Origin of the sequence: Christiangramia sp. LLG6405-1 (assembly GCF_045055805.1) — a bacterium.
Classification (GTDB): domain Bacteria; phylum Bacteroidota; class Bacteroidia; order Flavobacteriales; family Flavobacteriaceae; genus Christiangramia.
In genome coordinates, this window is the sequence record NZ_CP159330.1 from 711304 (window position 1) to 737083 (window position 25780).

The 25780-nt window shown below is 38.5% G+C and carries 23 protein-coding genes and 1 tRNA gene; 10 read left to right on the forward strand and 14 right to left on the reverse strand.

Annotated elements, in window-relative coordinates:
* The 3 genes from gmd to ABVM50_RS03310 all read right to left on the reverse strand — a co-directional run bounded on the left by gmd (nucleotide 1) and on the right by ABVM50_RS03310 (nucleotide 3261).
* Nucleotides 1–1113: a GDP-mannose 4,6-dehydratase gene (gene gmd / locus ABVM50_RS03300; RefSeq protein ID WP_405199950.1), complete on the reverse strand. Its 1113-nt coding sequence runs from the start codon at nucleotides 1111–1113 to the stop codon at nucleotides 1–3.
* A 29-nt stretch (nucleotides 1114–1142) separates the two neighbouring features.
* Nucleotides 1143–2492 (reverse strand): exopolysaccharide biosynthesis polyprenyl glycosylphosphotransferase, encoded by a 1350-nt coding sequence (locus tag ABVM50_RS03305; protein ID WP_405199951.1) that lies wholly within the window; start codon nucleotides 2490–2492, stop codon nucleotides 1143–1145.
* A gap of 687 nt (nucleotides 2493–3179) precedes the next feature.
* A tRNA-Leu gene (locus ABVM50_RS03310) sits at nucleotides 3180–3261 on the reverse strand.
* A gap of 223 nt (nucleotides 3262–3484) precedes the next feature.
* On the opposite strand from ABVM50_RS03310, the gene ABVM50_RS03315 reads away from it, so the two are divergent.
* From ABVM50_RS03315 to ABVM50_RS03335, 5 genes are all read left to right on the forward strand, one after another.
* On the forward strand, nucleotides 3485–3718 hold the full coding sequence (locus tag ABVM50_RS03315; protein WP_405199952.1) for a hypothetical protein: 234 nt from the start codon (nucleotides 3485–3487) through the stop codon (nucleotides 3716–3718).
* A gap of 302 nt (nucleotides 3719–4020) precedes the next feature.
* Nucleotides 4021–4608: a HupE/UreJ family protein gene (locus tag ABVM50_RS03320; protein WP_405199953.1), complete on the forward strand. Its 588-nt coding sequence runs from the start codon at nucleotides 4021–4023 to the stop codon at nucleotides 4606–4608.
* 88 nt (nucleotides 4609–4696) lie between these two features.
* Nucleotides 4697–5131: a deoxycytidylate deaminase gene (locus tag ABVM50_RS03325; RefSeq protein ID WP_405199954.1), complete on the forward strand. Its 435-nt coding sequence runs from the start codon at nucleotides 4697–4699 to the stop codon at nucleotides 5129–5131.
* Complete coding sequence (locus tag ABVM50_RS03330; protein WP_405199955.1) at nucleotides 5128–6720, forward strand: S41 family peptidase; 1593 nt, start codon at nucleotides 5128–5130, stop codon at nucleotides 6718–6720. Before ABVM50_RS03325 ends, ABVM50_RS03330 begins: the two co-directional genes overlap by 4 nt.
* A 15-nt stretch (nucleotides 6721–6735) precedes the next feature.
* Nucleotides 6736–7038, forward strand: a complete 303-nt coding sequence (locus tag ABVM50_RS03335) for a hypothetical protein (protein WP_141876215.1) — start codon at nucleotides 6736–6738, stop codon at nucleotides 7036–7038.
* Here ABVM50_RS03335 and ABVM50_RS03340 read toward each other — a convergent pair.
* From ABVM50_RS03340 to ABVM50_RS03350, 3 genes are read right to left on the reverse strand one after another with little or no spacing between them, the layout of a single operon-like run.
* A complete protein-coding gene (locus ABVM50_RS03340) occupies nucleotides 7030–7647 on the reverse strand; it encodes an FAD-dependent oxidoreductase (RefSeq protein WP_405199956.1) in 618 nt (205 codons plus the stop codon). The two genes, ABVM50_RS03335 and ABVM50_RS03340, sit on opposite strands and share 9 nt — an antisense overlap.
* On the reverse strand, nucleotides 7640–7834 hold the full coding sequence (locus tag ABVM50_RS03345) for a hypothetical protein (RefSeq protein WP_141876217.1): 195 nt from the start codon (nucleotides 7832–7834) through the stop codon (nucleotides 7640–7642). The genes ABVM50_RS03340 and ABVM50_RS03345 overlap by 8 nt, the downstream gene beginning before the upstream one ends.
* Entirely contained in the window at nucleotides 7834–8412 is a 579-nt protein-coding gene (locus ABVM50_RS03350; RefSeq protein WP_141876218.1) for a MarC family protein, read from the reverse strand. Before ABVM50_RS03350 ends, ABVM50_RS03345 begins: the two co-directional genes overlap by 1 nt.
* 134 nt (nucleotides 8413–8546) lie before the next feature.
* Between ABVM50_RS03350 and ABVM50_RS03355 the strand changes: the two genes are divergently transcribed.
* The 4 genes from ABVM50_RS03355 to ABVM50_RS03370 all read left to right on the forward strand — a co-directional run bounded on the left by ABVM50_RS03355 (nucleotide 8547) and on the right by ABVM50_RS03370 (nucleotide 13281).
* The gene (locus tag ABVM50_RS03355; protein WP_405199957.1) at nucleotides 8547–9119 is read left to right on the forward strand and encodes a DUF3109 family protein; all 573 of its coding nucleotides are present in this window, start codon (nucleotides 8547–8549) and stop codon (nucleotides 9117–9119) included.
* Between the two features lie 401 nt (nucleotides 9120–9520).
* Nucleotides 9521–10498, forward strand: coding sequence for a ribonucleotide-diphosphate reductase subunit beta (locus ABVM50_RS03360; protein WP_405199958.1), 978 nt, complete (start codon nucleotides 9521–9523; stop codon nucleotides 10496–10498).
* Between the two features lie 178 nt (nucleotides 10499–10676).
* A complete protein-coding gene (dgt, locus tag ABVM50_RS03365; protein WP_405199959.1) occupies nucleotides 10677–12023 on the forward strand; it encodes a dGTP triphosphohydrolase in 1347 nt (448 codons plus the stop codon).
* A 115-nt stretch (nucleotides 12024–12138) separates the two neighbouring features.
* Nucleotides 12139–13281: an ATP-binding protein gene (locus tag ABVM50_RS03370; RefSeq protein ID WP_405199960.1), complete on the forward strand. Its 1143-nt coding sequence runs from the start codon at nucleotides 12139–12141 to the stop codon at nucleotides 13279–13281.
* Nucleotides 13282–13407: 126 nt separating this feature from the next.
* Here the strand turns inward: ABVM50_RS03370 and ABVM50_RS03375 are convergent, their stop codons facing one another.
* The 4 genes from ABVM50_RS03375 to ABVM50_RS03390 all read right to left on the reverse strand — a co-directional run bounded on the left by ABVM50_RS03375 (nucleotide 13408) and on the right by ABVM50_RS03390 (nucleotide 18313).
* Nucleotides 13408–13920, reverse strand: a complete 513-nt coding sequence (locus ABVM50_RS03375) for a DUF6705 family protein (protein WP_405199961.1) — start codon at nucleotides 13918–13920, stop codon at nucleotides 13408–13410.
* Between the two features lie 11 nt (nucleotides 13921–13931).
* Complete coding sequence (locus tag ABVM50_RS03380; protein WP_405199962.1) at nucleotides 13932–15296, reverse strand: hypothetical protein; 1365 nt, start codon at nucleotides 15294–15296, stop codon at nucleotides 13932–13934.
* 217 nt (nucleotides 15297–15513) lie between these two features.
* On the reverse strand, nucleotides 15514–16506 hold the full coding sequence (locus tag ABVM50_RS03385; RefSeq protein WP_405199963.1) for a DUF3078 domain-containing protein: 993 nt from the start codon (nucleotides 16504–16506) through the stop codon (nucleotides 15514–15516).
* 34 nt (nucleotides 16507–16540) lie between these two features.
* The gene (locus ABVM50_RS03390; protein WP_405199964.1) at nucleotides 16541–18313 is read right to left on the reverse strand and encodes a 1-deoxy-D-xylulose-5-phosphate synthase; all 1773 of its coding nucleotides are present in this window, start codon (nucleotides 18311–18313) and stop codon (nucleotides 16541–16543) included.
* Between the two features lie 90 nt (nucleotides 18314–18403).
* Between ABVM50_RS03390 and ABVM50_RS03395 the strand changes: the two genes are divergently transcribed.
* Nucleotides 18404–18853 (forward strand): nucleoside deaminase, encoded by a 450-nt coding sequence (locus tag ABVM50_RS03395; RefSeq protein WP_405199965.1) that lies wholly within the window; start codon nucleotides 18404–18406, stop codon nucleotides 18851–18853.
* Between the two features lie 28 nt (nucleotides 18854–18881).
* On the opposite strand, the gene ABVM50_RS03400 is transcribed toward ABVM50_RS03395, so the two are convergent.
* From ABVM50_RS03400 to ABVM50_RS03415, 4 genes are read right to left on the reverse strand one after another with little or no spacing between them, the layout of a single operon-like run.
* Nucleotides 18882–19658 (reverse strand): family 16 glycosylhydrolase, encoded by a 777-nt coding sequence (locus ABVM50_RS03400; RefSeq protein ID WP_405199966.1) that lies wholly within the window; start codon nucleotides 19656–19658, stop codon nucleotides 18882–18884.
* Nucleotides 19658–21934: a beta-glucosidase BglX gene (gene bglX, locus ABVM50_RS03405; protein ID WP_405199967.1), complete on the reverse strand. Its 2277-nt coding sequence runs from the start codon at nucleotides 21932–21934 to the stop codon at nucleotides 19658–19660. The genes ABVM50_RS03400 and bglX overlap by 1 nt, the downstream gene beginning before the upstream one ends.
* Before the next feature lie 58 nt (nucleotides 21935–21992).
* The gene (locus tag ABVM50_RS03410) at nucleotides 21993–23645 is read right to left on the reverse strand and encodes a family 16 glycosylhydrolase (RefSeq protein WP_405199968.1); all 1653 of its coding nucleotides are present in this window, start codon (nucleotides 23643–23645) and stop codon (nucleotides 21993–21995) included.
* A gap of 14 nt (nucleotides 23646–23659) precedes the next feature.
* On the reverse strand, nucleotides 23660–25771 hold the full coding sequence (locus ABVM50_RS03415) for a hypothetical protein (RefSeq protein WP_405199969.1): 2112 nt from the start codon (nucleotides 25769–25771) through the stop codon (nucleotides 23660–23662).
* Nucleotides 25772–25780: the final 9 nt, after the last annotated feature.

Below are 25780 nucleotides of genomic sequence, written 5' to 3' on the forward strand. Positions count from 1 at the left end.
TTATTCGTAGTAGTTGAAGGTTTGATAACCGTTTTGATGTAAATGTCTTTCTTTTTTCATCAACTCAATATCCATATCCATCATTTCATTTACTAAATCCTCTAATGCATATTCTGGAGTCCAACCCAGTTTTTCATTAGCTTTACTAGCATCTCCAATTAATAGTTCCACTTCGGTTGGTCTAAAATATCCAGGGTCGATACAAATTATCTCAACACCTGTTTCCAATTTATAATCTGGATTAGAACACTGCTTTACAAAGCCTTTTTCGTTCACTCCTTCACCCTTAAACTCCAGGGTTATTCCAACTACACCAAATGCCATAATTACAAAATCACGAACCGAGGTAGTCTTACCCGTTGCGATCACCCAGTCTTCTGGCTCATCTGCTTGTAGTATCATCCACATCATTCTTACATAATCCTTTGCATGCCCCCAATCTCTTTTAGCATCTAAATTACCCAGGTATAATTTGTCTTGAAGTCCCAAGGCTATTCTGGAAGCCGCTCTTGTAATTTTCCTGGTAACAAAGGTTTCTCCTCTAATTGGAGATTCATGGTTAAACAAAATACCATTACAAGCAAACATATTATATGCTTCTCGATAATTAACTGTAATCCAATAAGCATACATTTTAGCAACCGCATAGGGACTCCTTGGATAAAAAGGAGTTTTTTCAGTTTGAGGTACTTCCTGAACCTTTCCATATAGCTCTGAGGTTGAAGCTTGGTAAATACGGGTCTTTTTTTCAAGGCCTAACAACCTCACCGCATCTAAAATCCTTAATGTTCCCAGACCATCAGCATTTCCAGTATATTCAGGGATTTCGAAGCTCACTTGAACGTGACTCATAGCCGCGAGGTTATAAATTTCGTCTGGCTGAATTTCCTGAATAAGACGAATTAAATTGGTACTATCCGTCATATCACCATAATGAAGTATAAAATTCCTATTCTGAACATGAGGATCCTGATAGAGGTGATCTATCCTGTCAGTATTGAATAACGAAGCTCGTCGTTTTAATCCATGTACCTGGTACCCTTTCTTCAGTAAGAATTCACTTAGGTACGCACCATCCTGGCCAGTAACGCCAGTAATAAAAGCTACTTTCATTTGTTCAATTTTATTGGGGAACTAAAAATTTAATAGGCTTTTTCATCACCTTTAATGGCAAGCACAACAGTTCTATATATAATCTGAAGATCCAGCATTGGAGTCCATTTTTCCAGATAAAATATATCCATTCTTGTCCTATTAATTATATCAGATTTTCTCACTATTTCACCTCTATAGCCTCTTACTTGTGCTAGTCCGGTAATTCCTGGTTTCGCGTAATGACGGACTAAATATTTATCTACATTTCGTTCGTAATCTTCAGTATGAAGCTGCATATGCGGCCTAGGGCCAACTATACTCATATTACCTAAAAATACATTTAAAAACTGAGGTAATTCATCTATACTGGTCTTTCTGATAATCTTACCAATTTTAGTCACTCTTAAATCATTCCGGGTACACATATGACTATTAGCCTCTGTATTTACAGCCATCGATCTAAATTTGTAACACCAGAAAGATTTTTTCTTTTCTCCATGTCTCAATTGTTTGAATATAACCGGTCCCTTAGACTCCATTAGATTTAGGACGAACAAAAGTGGAATTAGCCAGGAAAGTACGCAAACAATTACTATTGAAGACACTAGAATATCAAACAACCGCTTCCCATATTTCGCATAGTTTTTATCCATTGGAGACTTTCGTAGGTTCAAAACGGGTAAGGTTTCAAACAACTCAAACTCCATAGAACTTGAATAAATCGCTTTCGTATCTGGAATTAATTTAAGCTTCTTCAGATTATTATCAGCAAAGGTTCTGAGCCTTGCTAATTCTTCAGAATTAAATTGGCCTACAGAACAATATATTTCATCAATTTCATGATTTATAATATATTCGAAGGAGTCTTCAAAAGAACCAAGTTGGTTAATGTGATTTTTTTTGCTTCGCTTATTCTGAAAAAAACCTAAATACCTATAGCCGTATTCAGGGTTAGAGAAAATTCTCTCAAGTCTAACCAAGTTTTCATCCTTACCCAGAATGATGACTTTCAAGAAGTTTCCACCTCCTTTTCTATACATTTTCCGAAATTCAAAAAATAGCCATCGATATCCGGACAAAAACGAAAATAATATCAGGAGAACTAAAATTTGTACCTGCGGATCAAAATCTATTTTGACAAAAGCTAAAACTGTAAAATAAGACAACGAAAAGACAAAATAATGACGCAAAAATTTATGAAATTTATTAATAAACTTCTCTTTACGATCTATACTATAGAAGCTAAGTCCAATCCCTATTAGTAACCATGCTATGTTCAAACTTGTAGCCACAAGAAAATTTGCAAAAGTCTCTGGTGTTAGCACATAGAGGGTTGAGTTAATTATAGCTAGGTGTATAATAACAGAAAATGGAATGATAAAAATTGAACCTTTCACGTATATGAATTTTTGTTAAAATACTCGTACATATTTCAGCACGATCGACCTCACAAGAACTGATGATTACTATCAAAAAAGTAGCATCTCTTCTTGCCTAAACTCTCTATACAAACTGTGGGTAAAATGAAATATCTCTATTAGTGGGGAATAAGATATTTCAAAAGTTGGTTAGGATCTTCATTGGTTGGCATGAAATAATTTGTAAAACAACATGCCAACAAGTTTAAATGTGTAAAATTGATTTTATTTAAATCTCATTATTTTAAATCAAAGAAATGAAAAGAAGAGGTACCTCAGAAATTTATTCGACAAGACGCCTATATAATCTACAATTGTATGATATTTTGCTTTTTTTGGCTTTTGATCTGGATAGTCTAGACAGTTTATCGCCTTATCATAAATTGATTATTCCTAGTATTTAATGAAACTAAAACCTATATCAGTTCCGGGATTTACAGCCATATAGTAATATCTTTCCCACAGATAATTTGACTAAGACTTGATCTCGTTCCGTGTGTTTGAACATACGCTTCACCTACAAATCAACCGTAGGAGGCGTTAAGTAATTTTCTTACTAAAAATCCATTTCTACCGGCAACTAAATAATGGAAGATATAATCTGAGAATCTTTGGCTGGAAAGTAACATAAAAAAACCCTCACAGAATTCTGCAAGGGTTTTTAAGTACTCGAGGCGGGAATCGAACCCGCACTCCCGAAAGAACTGGATTTTGAATCCAGCGCGTCTACCAATTCCGCCACTCGAGCTTGTGGACGGCAAAAATATAAAAAAAATGTAACCGCAACTTATAAATTGCAGAAAATATAGGGAAAGAAACTTCCGTACTCGACATAAAACTCAATCAGTTTTATCAACCTCTTAACTAACTAAATACTAGGGTTTTGTAAAATGTAGAAAATTTTTATCACCGATGTAAAAGCAATTGAATTTTGACATACATTCGCCCGATTTTAAATTATATCACATAAAATGAAAAAAAATTTTTTTGGTGCTTTAGCACTTGCTCTTATGGTTGCAACTATCTCTTGTACAGACAAGAAAGAAGATTCTACTGAAACTCCTATCTCTCCGGTAGCAACTCCGGTAGATGCTGAAGCTTCTCTAGATCAGGATTCTGAGACTACATCTGAAATGATGAGCTCTGAAACTGCGATGGATACTACTGCAACTCCTGAAGCAACTTCTGAAGTTCCACAAATCTAAGAATATTACTTCCTAAGATTAGAGCCCTGTTTACAGGGCTTTTTTATTTTTCATCACTTCCTGAATTTCAGATTCAAATCAGACTTTTCTATTTTCTGAAATGATGAACAACTAGCATAAGATTTTACGCTCAACATTGTAATGAAATATACTCATTCAGAAGTCATCATTAAGAAGCTACCATGAGCCGGCTAAGACCTAAGGATGATATTTCAAGTCCTGGAACCATTCCAGAAAGGCTTAGGTTCATCTTTGCAATTTTATGAATTAGTCGTACTTTCGATGCCCTATAACAGCGTACTATGTCACAATTTTGGGTTTATTTCGAGCTTGGTTTAGATCATGTTTTAGATTGGCAGGCTTATGACCACGTTCTTTTTCTAGTTGTCCTGGTAGCTTCTTATGGTTTCACGACCTGGAAAAGAGTACTTGGCCTGGTAACTTTATTTACTGTTGGACATACACTTGCGTTGTTTCTTTCGGTTTACAAAATTCTTAAAGTAGATCCCAATTACGTAGAATTTTTAATTCCGGTTACGATACTCGCTACTGCAATTTTTGATATTGCCACTGCCGGTAAAAAAGTTCGGAATACAAATTACAACCTCCTCTATTTTACAACTGCCTTTTTCGGACTCGTCCATGGACTTGGTTTTTCTTCCTATTTTAAAATGATTGCTTCGGGTACTAGCAATAAGTTCTGGCCTCTGGTGGAGTTCGCCCTAGGGATTGAAGCTGCACAAATAATGGTAGTGCTGGCCGTGATGATCATAGGATCTGTTTGTCAGAATCTATTAAAGGTCTCCAAAAGGGACTGGATCATTGTGACTGCTTCTATCGTAATTGGAGTCATTCTACCAATTCTGCAGGAAACCTATCTGGCATTGTAGATTTAAACACTACGAATCATAAAGTTTCGCAATAATCTTTTAATTTGCAGGTAATTAATAATGCATTGCAAAGAGCTATTGAATTCTTATGAATCAGCAAAAACAACTCAAATTTGATCGGGCATATCTTCGTATCGCCCGGGAATGGAGCAAATTATCACATTGTAATAGAAAACAGGTTGGCGCGTTAATAGTTAAAGACAGAATGATCATTTCTGATGGCTACAACGGTACCCCAAGTGGATTTGAGAACTTTTGTGAAGATGAGGAAGGCTACACGAAATGGTATGTCCTGCACGCTGAAGCAAACGCGATCCTTAAGGTAGCTGGTTCTACGCAGAGTTGTAAAGATGCTACTTTGTACATTACAATATCACCTTGCAAGGACTGTAGTAAGCTTATTCATCAATCCGGGATTAAACGCCTGGTTTATCAAATTGATTATAAGGACAATGCCGGGCTGGACTTTCTTCGGAAAGCTGGCGTGGAGCTGGAGCAGATCACTGAACTGGAAGAAAATTGAAGAAAAGAAATATAATATATACCCCTTTACTTTTAAGTATCGCATGTGCTGCGGGATTGATCCTGGGAGCGAGACTTAACTTTGATACCGGCGATGAATTATTCTCTGCAAATCCAAAAAAGCAGAAATTAAATCGTCTTATCGATTATATAGATTACGAATATGTTGACGATGTAAACACAGATAGCATCGTAGATATTACCGTCAATAAAATTCTTGAAAATCTGGATCCACATTCGGTATATATTCCGAAGGATGAGTATGCGAAAGTCAGCGAGAATATGAAAGGTGATTTCGTTGGAATTGGCGTAAGCTTTTACCAGGTGAACGATACAATCGTTGTCATACAGGCTCTCGAAGGTGGCCCCAGTGCTAAGATCGGGATTCGAGGCGGAGACCGGATATTATATGCTAACGGGAAAGCTCTTTTCAAAAGTGATGTGACAGAGGACTCCGTCATCGCACAACTAAAGGGCAAGGAAAACTCAAAAGTTGCTTTAAAAGTTCTGCGGAAGGGAAGCGACGAGTTGCTTACATTCAATGTAAGAAGAGGTGTTGTGCCTATAAAAAGCGTCGATGCCAGTTACATGCTTACCACAGAGCTTGGTTATATTAAGATCGATCGTTTTTCTGAAACTACTTATGAAGAATTTAGTGAAGCCATACAGGAACTAAAAGCCAGTGGCGCTACACAAATCGCGTTGGATCTAAGGGACAACCCTGGAGGATACCTTTCTGAAGCGATCAATATAGCCGACGAATTTATCAAGGACGATAAACTGATTCTGTTCACCAAAAATAAAAGTGGTTCTATTGAAGAAACCTTTGCTCAAAGAGAAGGGGAATTCGAAAACGGGAAGGTTTTTGTCCTTATCAATGAAAATTCAGCTTCCGCCAGCGAAGTCGTAGCCGGAGCCTTACAGGATAATGATGTAGGAACTATCGTTGGGCGTCGCTCTTATGGAAAAGGTCTGGTACAACGCGAAATGGAACTGGGTGACGGTAGCGCTGTAAGACTTACCATAGCGAGATATTATACTCCTACGGGAAGATCTATTCAGAAACCATATGATAATGGCAATGAGTCCTACTTCAATGATTATATGGAAAGATATGAAAATGGGGAATTAAGCAGTCGGGATTCGATTGTCACAAATGACAGTCTTCGTTATATCACTCCCGGTGGAAAAGTCGTATATGGTGGCGGCGGAATCATCCCGGATATTTTTGTTCCAAAGGACACCAACCTGGAAAAGGAAAAACTCACCTTGCTCCTAAGAGGTGGTTATATGAGCCGATTTATATTTGATCTTCTGGAAAAGGACCGGACATTTTACAACAGTATTACCAGGAAAAATTACCGCGAAAAGATCGAAATTACAGATAAGATGATTTATGATTTTAATCGCTATTTAAAATATCAAAACATTGGTTTAGGAAATGTTAGTGAAGAGCGTAAGCCTATTTTAAAGAAATATTTAAAGGCTGAAATTGCACAGCAACTATTTGGCACTAATGTATTTGAACGGTATTTAAATGAAGATGATCGATTAATCGAGAAAATAATCCAGTTGTCGATGGAAAACTAATATTTTAGGACGCTCATGAATGAATTCCTGGAATACCTTTCAGCGATCTGGCCGCTTACCCCGTTACTGCTATTTATACTTGCAGTAACTTTCCGACTATTAGATAACAGCACTTCCCTATTTCTACAAAAAGATATACTTGTGAATCATTCCAATGTTTCAAGAGGATTAATGCGTGATGCCATGAAACACAATGAGGATGAGCGCTTTAAGAGCAAGCTTAAAACCGCACTTATCTTTCGCAATCTGCATCACGGGCTTATGATCCTTGCCGCAATTACACTTCCAATAAGTTTGATCCTGTTCTTTCTACGCTAGCTTATCATGGATTTTGCTATGCTTACCGTTATTCCACTCAGTTAGAATATCGGTTGCAACTGCTGCACCACTGCCCGCAGCTATTGAATATTGACTGCGCCAGCCTGCTAAAGTTCCAGCTACATAGAGACCCTTAGTTACCAAATGATCAATATTCTGTAACTGTATTCGCTTTTTCTCTGTTTTTGCTTTTTTATGCGGAATCACATACTCCTCCAAACCTTTAATTCGCATTGGACTCGTGTAACCAGTAGCGACTACCAGTCTTTCTGAAGTATACACATTCTTGTTTGTAGTTAACTGGAATCCTTCAGATAGAGACAATATTTCCTTTGCTTTCTCCTTCTGAATAAGCTCTACAGATGGATAAAGTTTCTCCAAATGCACAATACTATTTTCAAGGAGCTCCTTACCATTGGTTCCGGGAGCTATTCCGAAGGCATTATTGAGCAAAGCAGAGTTTAAGTGAGAGTTCCTGTGATGTAACAAAATACCTACTTTTCGATTTGAAGCGTAAGGCTTCTCGAGAGCAGAACCAAGCACCAGTGCACAGGAAATTCCTGCTACTCCAGCCCCAATTATTAGTACATCATAATGGAAATTACCCATGTTTTCTTGAAATCGTTCTGGAAACCAGAAGGATCGACATCAAAATGATCACACAAAGACTTGCAAGAATAACGATAAGCGCATTTGCACTATCACCTTCAAGAAGAGCATTGAGATCGAGTGAACTTACGCTCACTCCAATAAAAACAACAGCTAGGAAAATGATGAAATAAATAAAATACTTCATTAGAATAAATTCTGAATATTTGCGGCGAAAAGCTTCACGGCGATAGCAAGTAAGATCACTCCAAAGACTTTTCTAATTACATTAATACCCTGAGATCCAAGAATCTTCTCGATACGTCCGGAAGATTTAAGAACCAGGTATACAAATATAATATTGAATATGATAGCGACAATGATATTTATTGTTTCATATTCTGCCTGCAACGAGACCAGAGTAGTCATCGTACCAGCTCCTGCAACTAATGGGAATGCCAAAGGCACTATAGACGCAGATTCCGGAGCATCATCTTTGTAAAGACTAATTCCCAGGATCATTTCCAAAGCCAGGAAAAATAAGATAAAGGAACCGGCGACAGCAAAGGAGTTTACATCAATTCCAATAAGATTCAGGATCTCTTTACCCAGGAAGAGAAAGACTACCATAAGACAACCGGCAACGATCGAAGCTTTTTCACTCTGTATATGACCTACTTTTTTTCGTAAATCTATAATGATAGGAATACTTCCTACGATATCTATTACCGCAAAAAGAATCATCCCAGCGGTGAATATTTGCTTGAAGTCCAATACTTTAAACATAGCCTAAACCTTTAAAAATAAGCGGCAAAAGTAATTCAAGATTTCTGATTGACAATCGATGAGATTATTAATTTTCTATAAATTTTGAAGGCCATTTCTTTAGGTCTGTAAAAGGATACATTTATCTTTGCAGCATGTTTCAATTAGGTAAGACTTTAGTTTCTGAGGAGATCATCAAGAATGATTTTTTGTGCAATCTTTCTGCGTGTAAAGGCGCATGCTGTATAGATGGTGAGGCCGGTGCTCCGGTAGAGCCAGAAGAACGTGAGATCATGGAAAGGATCTATCCCAAAGTTAAGCAATATCTTCGTCCTGAAGGTATAGAAGCCATCGAACGTCAGGGTATTTATATCACCCGCGAAAATGGTGAAATTGAAACTCCGCTTATTAATGATGCAGATTGTGCTTACGTAACCTTTGATGAAAAGGGCACAGCACTTTGCGGAATTGAAGAAGCTTACAACCAGGGTGATATCGACTGGAAAAAACCTGTAAGCTGCCATTTATACCCGGTTAGAATCCAGGAATACACTTCATTTTCTGCAGTGAACTATCATCGCTGGGAAATCTGTGATGATGCCTGTAGTCTTGGAGCAGAACTACAGGTGCCAATCTACAAGTTTGTAAAAGAAGCGCTGGTTAGAAAATTTGGCGAAGAATGGTATCAGGAATTAACTGTGATCGCAGACGAGATTCAGAAAAAATAGATCCTTGGATTCCCAGTTTCTAGCCTTTTAAAACTGGTCAATATTCTTGATATAAGACTATTTTATTTGCGCCTTATATTTCTTATAAAGATCCTAAGGTCTTGAATCAGATTTTTTTTGAATAGTAAGTGACTCTTCTCAAGCAATTTAAAGCTTTAGAAATGCCCGAAAACTCTTATTTTTAAAATATTCTTACATATCTACGCCTAATCGATAAGTGACTTATATCCAGTTTGTTAATGTAATTTTAACAAGTATTCCGAAGTATTGAAACTCTTCAACTGTTGAAAACTATGTTGAAAAGCTTCTGCCTGTTCACTGCTTTTATATGTCTGGTTTTTAAATATTTGTGAGGTAACAATAGAACCAAATTTTACTGATATACCTAAAGCCCCCCATTTATGTCTCAAATAGAACCAATTTTACAGGAAAACAAAGATCGATTTGTGATCTTCCCTATCAAACATAACGACATTTGGGACTGGTATAAAAAAATGGAAGCTTGCTTCTGGACTACGGAAGAAATTGATCTTCATCGGGATCTAACCGACTGGTCAAATAAATTGAATGAAGATGAGCGTTACTCTATAAAACAAATGCTCGCATATTTCGCTGCTACGGATGCTGTCTTAAATCAAAACCTGGCAGGGAACTTCATGCAAGAAGTACGATACCAAGAAGCTAAGTTTTTCTACGGTTTCCAGCACATGATGGAAAATATTCATTCCGAGACCTATTCACTTTTGATCAATACTTTCGTTAAAGATGAAAGGGAAAAGAATCAGCTATTTAAAGCTATCGAAGCTTCTCCTGCTTTCAGGAAAAAAGCTGACTGGGTCTTAAATTGGAGTAAATCTGATTCTTTTTCTGAAAGACTGATCACTTTTGCTGCGGTAGAAGGTATCTTCTTTAGTGGAGTCTTCTGCTCTATTCATTGGTTGAAGAAACGCGAACTTATGCCCGGACTTACATTTGCTAATGAATTGGTGTCCAGAGATAAGGCAATGCATCGTGATTTTGCAGTACATCTGTATAACAAACACCTTGTAAACAAGGTTCCGAAGGAAAAAATACGCGAGATCATAATCGAAACTCTTAATATTGAACGTGAATTTGTGACTGAAACACTTCCAATGAGTCTGATCGGGATGAATGAGAAATTAATGACGCAATATCTAGAATTCGTAACCGATCAACTTCTGGTTCAATTGAAATGTGAGAAAGAATTTAATGCTACAAATCCATTCGATTTTATAGATACGAACAACCTACAGAGCAAAACGAATATTTTCGAGAAAAGAGCAAGCAAATTTCAGAAAGCTGGAGAAAAAAGTAAGAATAAAGAATCAGATCAAATTAGCTTTGATGCCGATTTGTAAAGTCCAACTGCGCTGCGCGCCCAATGAAGGGTATGTTGAGCTTTTCTAGTAATACCATCTAAAGACTGCCTGATGTGCGGATCTTAAAGAATTTTGGCTAATTCAAATTTGAATGCGGGAAGGGAGGCAGTTATTGCTTCCCTTTTTTATATTTTTGAACCTCAACAACTGGAAAATTATGACCTGGGATCAACTCTTATCACTTAAACGTTTCGGAGACAAGAACAAAAGACTGCGTATTGAGCAGAATGAAACACGTTTAGGTTTTGAAGTGGATTATGATCGTATCATATTTTCTTCAGCTTTTAGAAGCCTGCAGGACAAAACACAGGTAATTCCACTTTCCAAGACAGATTTTGTGCACACCAGGCTAACGCACAGCCTCGAAGTTTCAGTTGTTGGAAGGTCGCTGGGAAGATTAACGGGTCAGAAATTACTACAGAAACATCCACATCTGAGGGATTCTTCAGGTTACCAGATGAATGATTTTGGGGCTATTGTCGCAGCGGCAGCTCTTGCTCATGATATTGGAAACCCACCTTTTGGACATTCTGGAGAGAAAGCAATTGGAGAATACTTCAGCCATGGAAATGGTAAAAGGTTTAAAGAATCTCTTTCAGAAGCTGAATATCAGGATCTGGTGAAATTTGAAGGAAATGCCAATGGTTTCAGAATACTTACAGAAAACAGACCAGGAATTAGCGGTGGCCTGCGATTGTCCTACGCTACATTAGGAGCATTCACAAAATACCCCAAAGAATCCCTTCCGCATAAACCAAGTTCCAAGATCGAAGATAAGAAGTTTGGATTTTTCCAGAGTGAAAAAGAAACTTTTGAGGATATCGCTGAAGAACTGGGATTGAAAATCACGCGCGAAGGCAAACACATTGGATATGCCCGGCATCCTCTAGCCTTTCTGGTTGAGGCAGCAGATGATATTTGTTATACGATCATTGATTTTGAAGACGGGATCAATCTTGGACTCATCGATGAAGATTACGCGCTGGAATACCTCATTAAACTCGTGAAAGATAGTATCAATACTTCCAAATATCATGAACTTCAAACCACTTCCGACAGGCTGGCGTATTTGCGTGCTCTAGCTATTAACACACTAATTACAGAAGCTGCTGAGATCTTTTTAAAGAATGAAGATGCTATTCTGGAAGGAGAATTTCACGAAGCTTTATTCGACAAAAGTAAGTACGAAGCTCAAATTCGGGATATTATTAAAATAAGTGTGGAGAAGATCTATCAAAGCGAAGAGGTGATTGGGAAGGAAATTGCCGGCTTTAAAATGCTCTCTTATTTGCTGGATATTTATACCCAGGCTTTTCTTGCCGATGCTGAAAATGAAGATTCCAACTTCACGAAACTGGTTAAAAAATCTGTTCCGCAGTTAAGTTATTTGAATGACGAACATTCGGTTTATGATACATTGATCGCTATCTGCTCTTATATAGCTTCGCTAACCGATGGTCTTACCGTAGCCTCATTTAAACGATTTCAAGGTCTGGATGCTTAAAACGTTAAAAAATTAACGTTTAATATTATTTATTCTTTTCAGTCTAAAGTAATTTCACAGCTTAAGATTCTGATACTTCAACATATAAGCATCAGGCACTTATATAGTTCGTGTTATGAAAAAGGTTACTCAAATTTTAGAGAATAATTCTCAGCTTATCATCGAGGACTGGGAACGACAGGTTCTCGAACTCGTAAAATCCTCTACTTCTGCCAATAGAATCGCACTTCGCGATCATGTTCCCAACATCCTGAATGACATTATTGGGATCATGGAAGACTATGATATCATAGACTGGAATCTTGAGGATCCTAAGATTGCTTTGATCGAAAGCAACAGTATAGATCATGGGAGGCATCGTGCCAGTTCAGGCAGCTTTTCTGCAGATGAAATTCTTCACGAATATATCATCTTCCATAATGTGATTCTTAGGGTGCTCAACATTAATGGAATAACAGACCATAATGCTTACAATATTTTAAAGTGCTGCGTTGACAAATCTATGCTGAGAAGCCTTCAAGCCTTTACTAAGTCGATCGAAGAAATGCAGAGCAAATTAGTTGCTACTCTTGCACACGATATTCGAAATCCGCTCTCTGCAGCAAGACTGGGGATCGAAATGCTCAATACAGGGGATATCGATCAGGATCGCAGTACAAGGGTCAAAAAAATGACTATGAATAGCGTGAATAAGGCACTGGAAATGCTGGAAGGATTGCTGGATAGTATTACTATAAAAGCTGGTGAAGGGATGATGCTCACTTATGCTGAAACAGATTTGTATAACGATATTGAAACTATTTACCAGGAAGCTTCAGAGATCTATTCTGAAGAGATCATATTGGAGTGTCTGGACAAGGATCTTCATGGTATTTATGATGCTGTAGCGGTGCGCAGAATGCTCGAAAATTTAATTACCAATGCGATTAAATATGGTGATAAGAATACTCCCATTACCATGAAAATTGAAAAAGACGGAGACGATTACTTATTGCTTTCTGTACATAATCATGGAAATCCTATTCCGCAGGAAAAACAAAAGGCGATCTTCGATTTTCTACAATACGGGAAGCAGAATAACAATCCTAAACTTAAAAGCTGGGGCATAGGACTCACACTGGTCAAAATGGTTGCTGAAGCACACGGTGGTGCAGTTGAACTCACCAGCGAGAAAGAAAAAGGAACAGAATTTAAGATCAGTATTTCCAATAGTGCAAATAAGCCTGGAAAAATGCGTACAAAACTGAACCTGGTTTAAAACTCATAAACCACCCCAACACCAAGCATTTGCTTTAGCTGGATTCTGGCACCGGAAATTCCCAGCTTGCTACTATTGGAATTATATAGTAAAGGCCAGAATTTTTAGTTCTGGCCTTTATTATTATTATTCAAGTTTTTTCATGGAAAGATTTTCCGGAAGATCTGGATCCAAATAATCAGGTTTCAATTTTACACCCTCTTTCTTTTTTACTTGCCATTTAGCACTATTCCCATCTTCAGAAAGTTCAAAAATTAACATTCCTGTGCTATTCCCATTAGAATCAAAAATTAAGAAAATTAAAATATTTGGATCCCTGCTTGATACCTCAGAAGCTTTGAGTTCCCAAAAATTATCTTCACAAGCAAATACTGTAGAACAAAGCTTCCCTACCATACGGTCTGTATAAATATCTGGTCCTTTTTGGAAAAGTTTCTTCATTTCTAAATTCAAAAGATATTTTTCATTTTGACTCTCCCATTTGCCTAGAAAAGGTTGGTATTTATCTGTGGGAAATTTATAATAAGCTCCTTTTTTAATTTCACCTAGACTCTGTCCCTTCTGCATAGTAATTACTTCCTGCGCTTCTATATTTAAGGAAATAACACTTAGCACTATTAATAAGATTATTTTTTTCATTTTAGCTGTTTTTAATTACAGTTTGTATTTATAATATTGTTATTCGTATCAAATTTTAATTCACTCCATGATGAAAAAGTGGAATTTGCTTTAAAAAGGGATATCCCAGAATTTTCGAGTATTTTTAATAACGCCTTTTCTCGAGCGGTTACCTCACCTGAATCATTAATGTAACTATTATACCAGGCTTGATACAATAGCTCAAATGCATCAAAATCATTTTGATTATTTAGGGTTTGACTTCCGAAATTTAAAAATGTTGAGGTATCATTAATTTTCATGGTATAGCTAGTGCCAAAATAGGTTGTCACTCCGGCGGTAAATGTTTTTAAATCATCTACTTGGCCATTTAAATAGAGTTGATATATGGTCCTAACATCCGAACCTGAAAAGGTTGAAAGTACTCCTGAACCTTCATAATGGTTATGAATAAATCCAAAAATATTGTTCACATTCGTAGGTGGGGCAATTTCCGCAGTATTCGCATCACCAGGTATATCTACATAAGAAAATAAATCCCCGTCTTTTTGTATTAAATAGCCACTTTCAAAATTATCATTTACCTTATTTTTAAGTTCGGTCATTTTAGTTTTAAAACTACTATTCGAGGCCAGTTGTTGCATTTGTCCACATGGATCAAGAATTTCTGTCGGTAAAGTTGGTGGCGACCAACTTCCATCTACCTGTCGTGGTTCCGTAGGTTCTTCACCTCCTCCCGTTGGACCTCCACCAATTGTACATCTAAAATCATAAACAAGAGTGGTTAAACAATTTGGTTCGCCCATAGGACGACCATCATCATCAATTACATGAGCGCATATTATCTTAGTTGATTTTATCTCCAAATGACACTGAACTTTATTTAGGTGTACATTTAATTTCGTGACATTGGCTTCTAGCTCTATGGAGTTTATCATTGAACCATCCAAATCGTAAAATGTAATTTTTCCAGAATACGTACTAAAATCCCGGGTAGTGGAGTTAAGCCACGTTATAGATGGTTGATAGCGTGCAATGTATTGAACCCTATCCTGACCGCTACCAGATATAATCAAATTATCGAAATAATAGGGATTAATAGAATTAGATTTTACTTCTGTCTTTAAAACAATGGTAAAGGTTGATTTGCCTAATGGACTAATAACTTCTTTGATAGGTGTATTAGTATCTAAAAGCCCAAATTTTACTGAAGATTTCCCCAGCCCAAGCAGCTGATTTTTATCACCAAATAAGGAGTGAAATTCCTTGGGAAGTTCTTGAAATTCTAATTCTTTTAGTATTGCTTCCCCGTTTGTATTACTTAAAGATTCTGGAGGGGGGGGGTATTTTCCAAGGACTCTTTCTGGCAGGACATAAATGCGAGAAACATAAAACAATACAAGTAAACTCTTTTCATATGATTTGGTTTAAATATGAATAATTTACTTCTTAGGTAGGGTTCACAAAAAATTGTCAAAAAAGTATTTGCAAGAGCAATACTACAGTAATTTTTTTAAAGATTGTTATTTTAGTGAAATATTATATATGAGAATGTATTTTTGTTGTCATTTACGCATATAATTAAATTAAAATATCCATTTTTATTAATTTCTCTCAAAACTCATAAACCACCCCAACACCAAGCATTTGCTTTAGCTGAATCCTGGCACCGGAAGTTTCAAGTTTACCATCGCCATTGGTATCTTCCTTGAACTTTACATCATCATCATAACGAATATGGGTTCCAACATTGGCTTTAACGAAATCATTCACCTTCATATTTACTGCCAGTTGCCAGTCTACATCCACATTTCCGAAGTTGTTGAGATAATCTGAATACAGACTTAGCTGATTACTCAAATCAATATTTTCAAAAACTTCCTTGTTATATTCACTGGTAAATAGAAAACCGAATTCTGTTCTAAGCATCTCACCTTCCTTGATAATATTCCCAAGTTCATCGGTCACTGCAGGCTCCACACCAAACATCCCTTCATTCGCAAGTCTCTGGTCTAGTACGAAAGTTGATTTTACAGTGACGGGAGAAAGGTAAATAGTAAGATCTTCTACAGGATGCGAAAATTCTGTCCCTCCACCAAGAAAGGTATAGCCAGGAGCCATTAATTTCGAAATTGGAACTTCGGTATCAGGATATTTATATCCGTTGGTGAATTGCGTGTTGAAACTAAATTTACCTGAATAATACCAGTTCGAAGTACTGTCGGTTCTAAAACCAAATGAGGAACTCAATCTTAATTCATCTTCCGTCTTTCTAATTTCTCTACCCTCCTGCGCATTGATTCCATACCTAAGCCTCGCTGAATTCTTCCAGATGGTATAATCTTTTTCAAAATCCCGTTCAAAACCGGCATATAATAAAGCCGAAATTGAGTTGTTTCCCCCAGCATTCCAGTTTACAAAAGCCACTTCACTTAGATTCATTCCGAAGGTATTCTTCTCTGTCCAGTAAATTAACATAGAGTCTGATGCCGTGGTGTCCTTCGCTGCCGTTGCTGTAGTATCATTCACTCTAACGTGTTTAATATGAGCAGCTGAACTATAGAATGAAGTAAATATGAATAGAAGGCTTAATAGGTAAAATTTCATCAGGTAGGAGTTACAGAATCGCAAAAATATAAAATCAGTTCAAAGTTTCCAGCTTTTGCCGTATTCCTTCAACGTTAATTCCGGCAATTTCTTGTAATTCATTGATATTTCCGTGTTCTATAAAATTATCGGGTATACCCATGATCTCAATTTTACCTTTATAATTAAGTTGCATGGCGAGCTCCAGAATCGCGCTTCCATAACCTCCGGAAATTACGCCATCTTCAATAGTGATGATTTTATCAAATTTTTCGAAGATCTCTTTTAGCAGATCTTTATCAAGCGGCTTGACAAATTTCATATCATAATTCGCGATACTCCCTGAACCTTCATAATTTTTAATTGCTTCGGAAGCGTTTGCAGCCATATTACCAATCGTTAAAATAGCGATGTCGGTTCCTTGCTGAAGGCATTCAGCTTTACCAATAATAGTCTTTTGAAAGGGAGTTTTCCATTCAATCTGAGAACCTCTTCCACGAGGATAACGAATAACCAATGGTTTGTCTAAACCAAGCTGAGCCGTGTAGAGAAGGTTTCTAAGCTCGGTTTCATTTCTTGGAGCAGCAATCATAAGATCTGGAATAAGTCGGCAATAAGCGATATCAAAAACACCATGGTGCGTAGCTCCATCTTCACCTACCAAACCAGCACGATCCAGGCAGAATATTACCGGTAGTTTTTGCAAGGCAACATCGTGAATTAACTGATCGTATGCACGCTGAAGGAAAGTAGAATAAATAGCACAGAAAACAGTAAATCCCTGAGTGGCCATTCCGGCAGATAAAGTCACAGCATGCTGCTCTGCGATACCTACATCAAAAGCCCTGTCTGGAAAAGCATCCATCATATATTTGAGCGAACTACCTGTAGGCATCGCTGGGGTGATCCCAATAATTTTGTCATTCTTTTCCGCCAGTTCTACTAGAGTTAGACCAAAAACGTCCTGAAATTTTATGGGTAGACCTTCGGTTTCATACTTCAGTAATTCGCCAGTTGAAGGTTCGAATTTACCAGGAGCATGATATTTTACCTGGTCTTCTTCAGCTTTTTTTAAACCTTTCCCCTTTTTTGTAATAACGTGGAGAAATTTAGGTCCGCTAATTTCTTTCATCTCCTGTAAAACCTTCAATAATCCAGGCAGATCATGACCGTCTACAGGCCCGAAATATTGAAAATTGAGCGCCTCAATGATATTATCGCTGGCAGGTTTATGTCCAACTCTTGCTTTGGTTAGATATTCTTTTAAGGCCCCCACACTGGGATCGATACCAATTGCGTTATCATTTAAAATAACCAGCAAGTTCGCTTTGGTTACTCCGGCATGATTTAAACCTTCGAAAGCCATTCCGCTAGCGATGGAAGCATCTCCGATGACGGCGATATGTTGTTTTTGATGATCGCCTTTAAGCCGGGAAGCGATCGCCATCCCAAGTGCTGCTGAGATGGAAGTAGATGAATGCCCTACGCCAAAAGTATCGAACTCACTTTCATCCCTTTTCGGGAATCCGCTAATACCATTCAGTTGTCGGTTTGTATGAAAAGTATTCTTTCTTCCAGTCAGTATTTTATGACCATAAGCCTGGTGACCAACATCCCACACCAGCAGATCTTCAGGCGTATTAAAAATATAGTGTAATGCGATGGTAAGTTCTACAACACCCAGACTTGCCCCAAGATGACCTTCCTTGGTTGCTACGATTTCAATGATAAATTCTCTAAGTTCCCCGGCCAGATCTTGTAGCCCGCCTTCCGGAAGCTTTCGCAGATCCTGCGGAAAGTTGATAGTATCTAATAATTTTCTGGTCATTTGCAACAAAGTTACATCATGCAAACTGAATTATAAACCTGAAACGAAAACGGAATTTTCAAAATTGATATATTGCACGAAAACCCGGGAATGATCAATCCATACGATGACACTTATTTTATGCGGAAAGCACTGGAAGAAGCGGAAACTGCTTACGAAAAAGGAGAAATTCCCGTAGGAGTGGTTGTAGTCATCAACAACAGGATCATTGCAAGAGGACATAATCTTACAGAAACGCTGAACGATGTAACTGCTCATGCCGAAATGCAGGCTATCACAGCTGCAGCAAGCTTTCTGGGCGGTAAATATCTTAAGGATTGTACCATGTACATCACCCTGGAACCCTGCCAGATGTGTGCCGGTGCTCTTTACTGGAGTCAGATCTCAAAGATTGTTTTTGCTGCTGAAGATAGCACAAGAGGCTATAGAAAGAATGGAGTCCAACTTCATCCCAAGACTAAAGTGACATCGGGAATTCTGGAAGAAGAAGCTTCCACTTTGCTGAAGCGTTTTTTTATAGAAAAAAGAAATCTGAATTAAAAAAGCCCCGATATCGGGGCTTTTTACTTTAATATTCTTCAGGCAGTTCAGTCACCTTGATATGATCTACATAGAATTTGTCTGGCAATGCCGACTTATCTATTTCAGCACCTCCAAGATTTCCTCCAACGGCCATATTGATTAGAAAATAGAAATCCTTCTTAAATGGATACTCTTCCTCGTTATAGTTTTCAGGAGTAAAGCGGTATAACTGATTCCCGTCTACAAAAAATTCGATATAATCTGGCGTCCATACTGCTTTGTAAATGTGATAACCTTCTTCGATGTCTGCAATTTTCGTTTTCTTAGTATTGATCGTGTTCCCGTGACTTGCCGGAGTATGCAGGGACGTAAACACGATTCCCGGCTCTCTACCTATATATTCCAGAATATCGATCTCGCCACTGGCAGGCCATCCAACCTCGCTAATGTCTGCACCCAACATCCAGATAGCTGGCCAGAGACCTTTGCCCGTAGCAAGTTTTGCTTTTACTTCAATCACACCGTAAGTAAACTCCACGTTGTCCTTGGAATTGATCTTTCCGGAGTAGTAAGTATCACCTTTCTTTTCCGCAGTGATCACAAGTTTACCATCTTCCAGTGCAACATAATCGCGGTTGTAGATCTGCTTTTCGTTATTCCCCCAACCACAAAGATCAGGGCAACCGTCCCCTTCTTCATAATTCCAGACCTCCATATTTAAAGTATCTGCGTTGAAGTCCTCTACGAAAATTATTTTTTCCTGTGCACAGGCTGTAGAAAACAGGACAAGGCACAGGGTTAAAAAGGAGTAGGGTCCTCTCATTATTTCTGAAAATTAAGGGTTACTGTTTGTAGCTCTTCTGAATTGGTTCCAACCATCAATCTGAACTCTCCTTCTTCAGCTTCCCACTTTTCCTGAGCGGTGTAAAACTGAAGCATCTCTTCTGAAATTTCAAACTCTACAGTTTTAGTTTCACCCGCTTCCAGTTCGATCAACTCAAAACCTTTCAATTCCTTTACAGGTCTGCTCGTGCTAGCTACCATATCACGTACATATAATTGCACAACTTCTTTTCCTTTGGTATCACCAGAATTTGTAACTGCAACACTTAAAGTCGCAGTTTCACCTGAAGTTAATGTAGCTGAGCTCAAAGTTGGTTTAGCGTAATCGAAAGCTGTGTAACTAAGCCCATAACCGAATGGAAATAATGATCCGTTTTCGATATCTGTATAATGAGAATATGTTACATGCTGTTCGCTGTATGGTCTTCCTGTGTTTTTATAGTTATAATATAATGGCTCCTGTCCCACAGCTCTAGGAAAAGAAACCGGTAATTTCCCGGAAGGATTATACTTTCCAAGAAGTACATCTGCAATTGCATTTCCACTTTCGGATCCAAGCTGCCAGGCTTCAACGATAGTAGGAATATTTTCAGCAGACCAGCTTAATTCCATTGGTCTTCCATTTATAAGTACCAGAACGATATTCTTATTTACAGCGTAAACTTTTTTCAGTAGCTCTAGTTGCAGTCCGGCGAAACCAATATTTGCCTGACTTCTACCTTCCCCAGATTGAAATGCATCTTCACCAAGAACCATAACCACCACTTCAGCGTCTCTGGCATTCTTAACGGCCTCACCCATTCCTGTAGTATCGGTTTTGTTGATCTTAAGCGGCATTAAAAAGCTACGTTCTCCCATCCCCAATTTTACTCCTTCAGAATAAACAATTTCAGAGTCTGGTAATTGATTTTTTAAACCTTCTACTACAGATACGGCAGAGTTCGCTTCACCCTGCGCTCTCCAGTTACCAATTGGCGTGTCCTTGTCATTAGCAAGCGGACCAATCACCACGATCTTTCCTGCGGAAGCTGACATTGGTAAAAGATCCTTTTCATTCTTCAGAAGAACAATGGATTTTCTGGCAATATCACGTGCTGTTTCAAGATGTTGCTCGTAAGGCACTTCCTTTTTTACTTCAGCATTGATATAACGATAAGGATCTTCGAAAAGACCCATCATAAATTTCACTCTCAGGATTCTGCGAACTGCGTTATTAATAAGCTCTTCATCAACTTTCCCTTCAGCAACCAATTGCTCCAGTCCGGCCTGGTAAGCTCCGCCTTCCATATCCATATCGCTTCCTGCTTTAACAGCAATTTCTGCAGCATGAACTTTGTCACGGGCGAATCCATGCGGTATCATTTCTGAAATAGAACCCCAATCTGAGACTATAAATCCATCCCAGCCCCATTCAGTTTTCAACAACTCGCGCTGAAGGCTTTCACTACCAGTCGCAGGAATACCGTCAATTGTGTTGAAGGCATTCATAAAAGTTGCCGCTCCGGCATCTGCCGCAGCTTTAAACGGTGGCAGAATGACATTATGAAGTTCGTTCTTACCAATATTCACGGTGTTATAATCCTTTCCACCTTCAGCAAAACCATATCCGGCAAAATGCTTAGCGGTTGCTGCAATCGTATTAGGATCTGCAAGGTCATCTCCCTGGTATCCATTTACTTTGGCAACTGCAACCTGAGAGGTTAAATAAGGATCTTCCCCGGAACCTTCCATGATTCGTCCCCAGCGAGCATCGCGTGAAACATCGATCATTGGAGAAAACGTCCAGTTCACACCTTCTGCTACAGATTCTAAAGCGGCAATTCGAGCCGACTCCTCTGCAGCTTCCATATCCCAGCTGGCAGTTTCTGCCAATGGCACAGGGAAGATAGTTTTGTATCCATGGATCACATCATATCCAAAAATAATCGGAATCTTGATACGTGAATTTTCTATGTTCAGCTTTTGTGCTTTTTCGGTCGCTTCTACGGAAAGCACATTCAGCATAGATCCAACCAGACCTTTTTTCAGCCTGTCTTCTTTCTGCTTATTACCGGTTTCAGAAGCGGGTCCTGTAAGATCCCAACTTCCGTTGTACTGGATCATCTGGCCTACTTTCTCTTCCAGGGTCATAATGTTTAAAACCGAATCTACCTTTGCTTCGACATTCTTTACTGAACTTTTGAGACCTGATTCCTGAGCATGCAGCCCTATGGTCCCAAGCACAAGTGAAAGGGTACTTAAGAATAACTTTCTCATAATCTTAAAAAATAAATCCCGGAACCTGAAAGATCCCGGGAGTTGTTAGCTAAACAAACTATTTATATACTCTGATGTAATCCACTTCCATAGAAGCTTCGCTAAATTCTGCAGGGATATTACCGCCAAGTGCGCCTCCCATTGCTACATTCATGATCAGGAAGAAATCCTTGTTGAATGGTAGAGAAGATTCATTGGTAAATGTAAAGTTCACCTCATTATCTACCAGAAAAGTGATTTCATCTGCTGTCCATTCTACGGCATATGTATGCCACTCTGTAGCTGCATTTTGAATATCGGTTGCTTTAAAACGTGCGTTTCCACCTGAATTTCCAGGAAAATGTAATGCCGAAGAAACTTCATTTGGTTTGTTACCTACAAATTCCATGATGTCGATCTCACCTGTAGCAGGCCATCCAACTACATCAAAATCGGCTCCAAGCATCCAGATCGCTGGCCATGTTCCACCACCTTCTGGCATCTTTGCACGAGCTTCTACACGGCCGTAAGTCACTTCAAACTTGTCCATAGTAGTAATTCTTGCAGAAGTGAAATCAAATCCGCTCTCAGCTTCTCTCCTAGCCGTGATCACAAGACTTCCGTCTGCTACAGACACATTATCTTCAGTATAATATTGTAATTCGCCATTACCCCAGCCATTAGTTCCGTTTCCAGTTTCGTAGTTCCAGATAGTAGTATCCAGTGCATCCCCATCGAACTCATCACTCCAGAAGATTTCAGTGAATTGAGAAACAAATGCTTCTTCTTCCTCTTCTTCTTCTCCACCTGTACCAGCTTGTTGCTGTTCAAAAGGAGTTGTGGTGAATTTTAGATACCATGCAAGATCAGGATTGCTTCCTGGAATTGCTCTTACATGCATAGTATTTTCAGTAATGCTTAGGACCTCATAGTTACTTGCTCCAATATAGTAGCTCATAAAGCCACCACCACCTAACTGGATTTCAGTTCCGGTTGTAGCATCTGCAGGAACTCCATTTTCTGCCGGAGCTAAAGTAACTGACTTGTCGCCAGAGGTATCGTAATCGATACATTCATCCTGGCCACCGCCACCACCAAATTCAGTTACATAGTCTACATTAAAGAACGTTTGACCCATGTTATCCTGATTGTAGATGATGTTCTCACCATTTTCAGTAAAAGTCAGCTCATCTGTATAAAAACATGAAGAGATCTCATCACCCGCTTTTTCAAAAGGTGCTGCCTGATAAAATTCAGGAAAAGCACTAGCAACTCCGTCTGCTACAAAATTGGGTCCTACTCCAAGATGTCCAGCTTCAACTGCCGCAACATACCAGGTTTTAGAACTTCCTCCAGTAAGGAATTGTTTAGTATCAGGATCATTAAAATCACTTTCAACTTCAACTTCCAGAGACATGGAGCTACTAACACCACCTTTACCGTAGGCTACTACGGTTACGAGGTATGTATTCAGTCCTGTTCTGGTGAAACGTTTTGTATAGTTTCCACTTGGAGCAACAGCAGAAGAGCCATCGCTAAAGTTATATTCATATGTGATCGCATCGTTGGCGGTAGCATTAAACTCTACCATTCCAGAACCATCGTCACTAATATTTGTACTCACCTGAAGATCTGTAGGAACTACGATCGTATCCAGGGTGAGATCATCTTCCTGGCAACTCATCATAAAGAGAGTTGCAAACAGGAAGCTTATTAATTTAATATATCTCATAGTTTTTCTTTTTTCTAATTGTGGAAATACACATTATCTATGTATACAGTAGCTTCAGCCGTAGGGTTTGCAGAGAATATGTACTGTGCAATGTTTGACGTATTAGTTAATCCTGTAAAATCTGAAAGTGGAATATCAAGCTTCACCCAGGTATTTGGAGTTACTGTAAATTCTATCTCGTGTTCAGTATCATCCCCACCATCAAAAGCGGCATCAGGACCGAAATCAACAAGTTTAACCCTGAACGCAGTAGCATTTCCGGTCCAATAATCTACATGAAAGTGAGTCATTGCTGATGCATCTACCTGATTCGCAACTGTTTCAATTCCTACAAAATTAAGTTGGTCATACAATTTTATATTATTCCCTTCTACCGTAGTTTCAGAGTACTCAGCATCAGACCAATCTGTTCTCCAGGTATCAACAGCTACATTCGTATAAGCATCACTAAACAGTGAAATTACATTTGCCTCAGGTTCTGTTGGCGTTGCTGCTGCAGAAACTGGTTCTGTTGGTGTAACAACTACTTCATTAGAGAAATAAAGGTTATCTATATAGAAGCTTCCTCCATTATCAGGCTGTACGTCGAACTTGAATTGAAACACATCGCTAATATCTAATCCCTGACTAGTAAATTCTGATAATGGGATTTGTATGGTATTCCACTGGTTTGGCATAACCTCTAGATTAACCGCATTCTCACCTGAAGAACTAATTAGAAAGAAAGGAATTGAAGTATAATCTCCAGACCATACATCAATATTTACGAATTCAAATGCTGTAGCATCAACACTCTCCCCAATATCAATTCCCTGGTAATTTGCGTTACCGTATTTAATAACGTTATCTCCATCTAAAGAGATCATCTCGTAAGTGGTAGACTGACCCCAATTCGGGAAATAGTTAATATTTGCAGGATTAGCATAAACATCGCTGAAAATTGAGAATACATTTTCCTGAGCTGCTATTGGTGTAGCAGATGCTACAGTAGGATCTTTTTGCGCCTCTTCTCCTTTTTTGATATCATCTACGTAAAAAGTACCAGCAGTAGTGCCAGGACCATCAATGAAAATAACCATTCCAGAGTACTGTCCTGTAGGCACGAATGACTCACCAACACCCTGAGATCCATCAATAAAGCTTTTAATCGCATCTGATGCAAAATCGAAACTCAATACTTCCCAACCTGTACCACCGTGATCTGCAGAAACTTCAGTTTGTCTTTCGCCATTAACACCATCTTCAAACTTTAAAAGCACTGGTAAAGCAACATCAGACCAAAACTTCATGGTAATAGTTTTAGACTCTGTACTAAAATCTACCGGTTCACCAAGAGTATAGGCAATACCCTCAAACTGTGCCCCAGAATTTGTTACGGCAGCAACATTAGTTTCTGAAGTATTGGCACCTGAAAGATCAGGATTGACCACAACTTCATAACTAGTACCATTGAATGTTCCTGCAGCATAATTTACTGTTCCCATATCAAATGTAACAGGAAGTTTTAGAGGATCTGTTGCTTCTGGAACAATGATAATCTCATCTTCTTCCAATGTAGCAGCACCAGCTCCACGCGCAATAACAGTTAATTCATACACCCCTGGTTCGTAAGTATGTTCGATAGATTCTCCAGGCATAAGTTGAGTAGGTTCCTCATCCTCCATGTCTCCAAAATACACATCGAAAACAGTCGCATTATCTGCAGTAGCAGAAACTGTGATCGTTTTTGGATCAGTGTCCGGTTGATCTACATTGATCACCAGGTTCTCAGGAGCTTTAAAAGAGATGTTTAGCATTTGATTGTATTCGCTGGTTAGCCCCGTAGAGCCAACTGCTACAATTTCTACCATATATTCTCCTTCATCATAAACAGTGGTAACCGACTCACCATTAGCAATTTCGGCAGTATCACCATTTCCAAGATCAATTTGAAAAGTCTGAGCGCCTACACCGCTTGGTGTAATAGTTACCGTACCGGTATCATCCTGGGTAATATCAAAATCTGCTGTTACATCTGTTGGAGCAGAGATTTCCTGGAACGCGTAGTTCGTAATTTCATCATCTTCACATCCTGTAAAAAGCAGAAGCGAGATGGTAAGCATTGCTAAAATTCTGAATATTTTCATTTTTATTCT